The sequence below is a fragment of the Campylobacter sp. RM12642 genome (assembly GCF_020137635.1).
GTDB lineage: Bacteria > Campylobacterota > Campylobacteria > Campylobacterales > Campylobacteraceae > Campylobacter_E.
In genome coordinates this window covers 1-975 of sequence record NZ_JACGAT010000068.1, presented here as the reverse complement: position 1 = coordinate 975, position 975 = coordinate 1, and the positions used below count along the sequence as shown (strand labels likewise).

The 975-nt window shown below is 33.3% G+C and carries 1 protein-coding gene; it reads right to left on the bottom strand.

The window, feature by feature from the left end:
- Positions 1-975 (bottom strand): molybdopterin-dependent oxidoreductase (locus AVBRAN12642_RS09695; protein ID WP_336608310.1); only part of this gene is annotated, 975 nt, incomplete at both ends.

The window sequence follows — 975 nt, the reverse complement described above, 5'->3', positions numbered from 1 at the left end:
ACTTGCTGCTGCTTTTTCTCTTGATTGTTCGTAAAAGTATTTAATCCATTCATTTGCAGTTTTACCCTCTGTAAAAGCTTGGTATTTTTCTTCACTAAAATGCTTAATAATTCCACAAAAAATATCATAATCATTTCTTGAGTTATACATAGGCTTTATACATTCTTTCATAGCGAAGATATATTTGTTTGTATGTGCTTTAGTTATATCATTTCTTTCTATTTCAGTAGTAGACGGTAGAACTAAATCAGCATGTCTTGCACTAGCAGTCCAAAAACAATCTTGAACTATAAAGCTATCAACCTTAGCAAATGCTTTTAATTGTCTATTTCTATCTTGATGATGGTGCATTGGATTACCACCAGCCCAATAAATTGACTTAATTAAAGGGAAGGTCTTAACTTTGCCATCAAATTCATATTCTTTACCAGGATTTTCAAGCATATCTACTATTCTTGAAACAGGAATTACTTCGTTAGTTCTATTATCCCACTCCCCTTTTATAGTAGTTTTTGTGCTAATTCCTGCAAGTCCAGGAAAACCACTAAAATTATTTGCTTTATCTTCAATATTACCACTATTAGCATTGCCCGTAACTGCACCCGGAGTTGGAACTCCACCATCTGAATAATGGTAGCTAAACCCATATCCACCACCATCAAGTCCAATTTGTCCTAAAACAGATGCAAGAGTTATCATAGCCCAGTGAGCTTGCTCTCCGTGATGAGCTCTTTGGAAACCCCAACCTGCCATAATCATAGTTCTATTTTTAGCCATAAGTTCTGCTAATTCTTTTATTTTTTCTGCTTTTATACCTGTGATTTTTTCTGCTAATTCAGGAGTTTTTGGATTATTCTCATCAAATAATCTTTCTTTTAATTTAGCAAATCCTACCGTGTATTTTTTAAGGAATTTTTCATCGTGAAGATTGTTTTTAATTAAATGATAACACATTGCTTCTACTAAGGCAACATC